Source organism: Achromobacter sp. LC458 (assembly GCF_001005835.2).
Classification (GTDB): Bacteria; Pseudomonadota; Gammaproteobacteria; order Burkholderiales; family Burkholderiaceae_B; genus Achromobacter; species Achromobacter spanius_B.
This window is the reverse complement of the sequence record NZ_LBHW02000088.1, coordinates 1-3,206: the sequence shown is the minus strand read 5'-3', so window position 1 is coordinate 3,206 and position 3,206 is coordinate 1. Positions and strand designations below refer to the sequence as shown.

Below are 3,206 nucleotides of genomic sequence, written 5' to 3'. Positions count from 1 at the left end.
GACCAATCTGCCGCCCTATGAACTGCCGCGCCACAACGTCCTGAACACGATCAAGAGCAAGGAATTCCGGGGCAATCGCGCCAACGAATTGCGCTTGGATGACACGTCCGCGCAGATCAGCGCGGCGTTGATGAGCGAACACGGCGACACACAGCTGCATCTGGGGTATCTGACGCATCCGCGTCCCAGCGGTGGGCAAGCTCGCGGTGAAGGGTTCGAACTGCGCACGGATGAACATGGAGCGCTGCGGGCGGCGAAGGGATTGTTGCTGACGGCCGAGGCGCAACTGCACGCCAAGGGCGGGCAGTTGGATAGATCCGATATCGTCGCGGCTTTGCAAGCGGCGCTGGAACTTGCCCGCAACCTGGGGGATTACGCCGAGAAGCACGAAGGCGTCGCCCACGACGCCCAGCCGCAGCAATCCCTGTCGGATGCGGTGCGCGACCTGGGCCACGGCGCCAATAACCAGTCGGACGGTACCGGCCTAGGCGACGTTGGCGCCATCGCGCTAAGCGCGCCAGCCGGCATCGCCGCCGCCACGCCGGCAGGCATCGTATTGTCGGCCGGGGGCAATGTGGACAGCGTCGCGCAGCAGCATCAGCAGGTCAGCGCGGGCGACAAGATCGTGCTGAACGCGGGCGGCGATGTAGGCCTGTTCTCGCAAAGCGGCGCGCTGCGCCAGATCGCGCATCAAGGCGAAATGCTGCTACAGGCGCAGCACAACGCCATTCGCATCCAGGCCGATCAAAGCGCGGAAATCACGTCCAGCAAGCAACACGTGCTGATCGCCGCCGACAAACACATCACGCTGTTGTGCGGCGGGGCGACGATCAAGATTGCCGACGGCAACATCGAACTGGGCATGCCGGGCACGTTTACGGTGAAGGCCGCCTCGCACAATTTCTCAGGCCCGGGCGGCCAAAGCGCCGCCCTGCCCGTCTTCAAATCTCCCGACGTCGCTGCCGGCGACTACGCCGGCCGGTTCCGCCTGCACAAGACCGACAACCGCCTGTTCGAACGTTATCGGTACCGCGTCATGACAGGCGCCACGCTGCTCCTGGAAGGCACCACCGACAACGACGGCGCGACGGATTTTCTGGACACCCCGCGCGCCCGCGACGTGCAGACCTACAAGACGATCATGCGCGAGGACCAGAAGATCCCAGACGACCCTGGGCAGCTCGCCGAGCGTGTCGACAACATCAATCCGCATCACGCCGAGCACGGACCGATGGACGAAGCCTTTCTGGATTCCCACGTTGAAGGAGACCTCTGATGGCCGCCCCCGCCGCCGCAGCCGCCCTCGTCTGGGGCTACCGCGCCTATCGCGCCTACGCCGCGCACGAAACGGCCCAAACCGCCATTGAAACCGCCCAAACCTTGGCGCAAATCAATGAACGCAAGAAGGAAGTCCAAGCCATCCTTAAAGACACGATTCAGAACATGAAGGAAGAAATCGACGTCAAAAGCTCCACGTTTGTGCGCACCGGCGGCAACAGCACCGTGTCGCGCGGACGCAGCGAACACGTGACCTACCGGCAATACATCGAACGCAAGATCCCCTTTCGGCCGGTGATCAGCACGGTATGCCAATGGGCGCTGAAGTCACCGTTGACGGTGCCCCGACGTCTGCGCAAGAAGATCCGGGGCGAATTCATCGACACCACGATAGATATCGCACTGAAACAAACCACCGCGTCGTTGGTGTTTGAAGTGGTTGATGACTTGTTGAAATGGGAAAGCCCGCTCAAGGCGGAGCCGGTCTACGACGGCACGTCTTACAAGGCGATGCTGGGAGAGCCTTCCACACGTCCGAAGCGCATCAGCGAGGTATTCCCCTTCTGGCCCCGCCCTAAGGGCAGCCTGGCCCCGGATCTTGTAATCGTTGAATACAGGCAGCAGCCGTTTGACGTGGGCAACGTGTTCGCGGCGGTGGAAATCAAGTTTCCGAAGGACTGGGTAAAGCGCGACCAAATGAAGGACTACGTCAGCCTGATGGGCGGTGACGTCCAAAAGGTTGTGCTGCTTCGAGTACCGGAAGACTGCACCGGAGCTTCCGGCTCGGCACGCACATCCGGCACAAAACCAGGCCATTCAAGCCGGAGCGGAAAATGAGTACTACCCACCCATTGATCGACGATCAGGATCTGGCCGGCATGATCGAAGACCTGAAAAAATGGCCGAACACTGCCATTCACAACGGGTCTTTTGAACTGTCTGTCAGCCCATTTCTCACCTTCTATTTCAACTACGACCGCGATCAATATCAGCGCACAACGTTGGACCTGATCGACGTGCACGAGTCGTTTGAAAGCCTGTTAGGCCATCCTTACACGGTCGCGACACACCCGCGTTCAGAAAGACCCCATCGGTACGGCTCGGAGCGCCTGGGCGAACTGCGAGACTGGGCCCGGAAAACTCCCGTAGACAAGAATTTCACCGTCAACTTTACGGACGAAGCCGAACACAAAAGCTCGCCCACCCATGGCGCATATCTATGGAGAGCTTCCGACTGGGGCGGTGGCGACCAAAACTATTCATCGCTTCAGCTCTATTTTCGATGGCGTTGGTGGTTGGCCAACAAAGAGGCGTGGCGGCAATTCGTCCTTGACGCCATCGCTCGGTTAAAGCCGGCTCAGGTCTACAGCGGCTTTGCGATGGCGAACCCGCTGGAGTTTGGCATGCGCTCGGAGGTAGCCGTGTGGGATCGGGCGCTGACGCCGCATTTCTATGGCTTGGACACGGATGACACGTTCGGCATGACGTTCATGCCACAGCTGCCTGCCGGCATACGGCCGCCCACCTGGGGCTTCTTTCTGTCCGACATTTGGCGCGAGAAGCTGGACATCTCGCGCGACGAGGTTGTTGCCCAGCTTTCCGATTCCCGCATCCGAATCGACACCCTCGGTTGCGGCCAATGGATAGAGCTTGGCCCGCAGCCGGAACTGTATCCCGTTGAAGACGGTGTGCCGGAACTCCCCGTGTTGGCCAACCGTTTGCTTCGCCGTATCCGCCATCCTTTGCTGGATCTGGTGGGCTCCGGCGAATGGGATGGCGACCCCAACGAGCGCTTCGATCGCCGCGACACGCAGCGTTGGCTGGCCCGGTTCGATGACGACAGCGATTGGCCAACCCCTGAGATCCGAGGCCGAACCCCTGGCCCGGCGCCTGCCGAACCCACCCCCACCCATGTTGTCGTCGGCGAA

Annotated in this window: 3 protein-coding genes; all 3 read left to right on the top strand. The window is 61.2% G+C overall.

Going from position 1 to position 3,206, the window contains the following annotated elements; genetic code table 11:
* Positions 1–1,276: type VI secretion system Vgr family protein (locus tag YH64_RS29950; protein ID WP_143215627.1), on the top strand; the 1,276-nt coding region annotated here is incomplete at its 5' end.
* The gene (locus tag YH64_RS29945; RefSeq protein WP_046807704.1) at positions 1,276–2,115 is read left to right on the top strand and encodes a VRR-NUC domain-containing protein; all 840 of its coding nucleotides are present in this window, start codon (positions 1,276–1,278) and stop codon (positions 2,113–2,115) included. The genes YH64_RS29950 and YH64_RS29945, both read left to right, overlap by 1 nt.
* The coding region (locus YH64_RS29940) for a type VI immunity family protein (RefSeq protein ID WP_143215626.1) at positions 2,112–3,206 on the top strand (1,095 nt) is incomplete at its 3' end. The genes YH64_RS29945 and YH64_RS29940, both read left to right, overlap by 4 nt.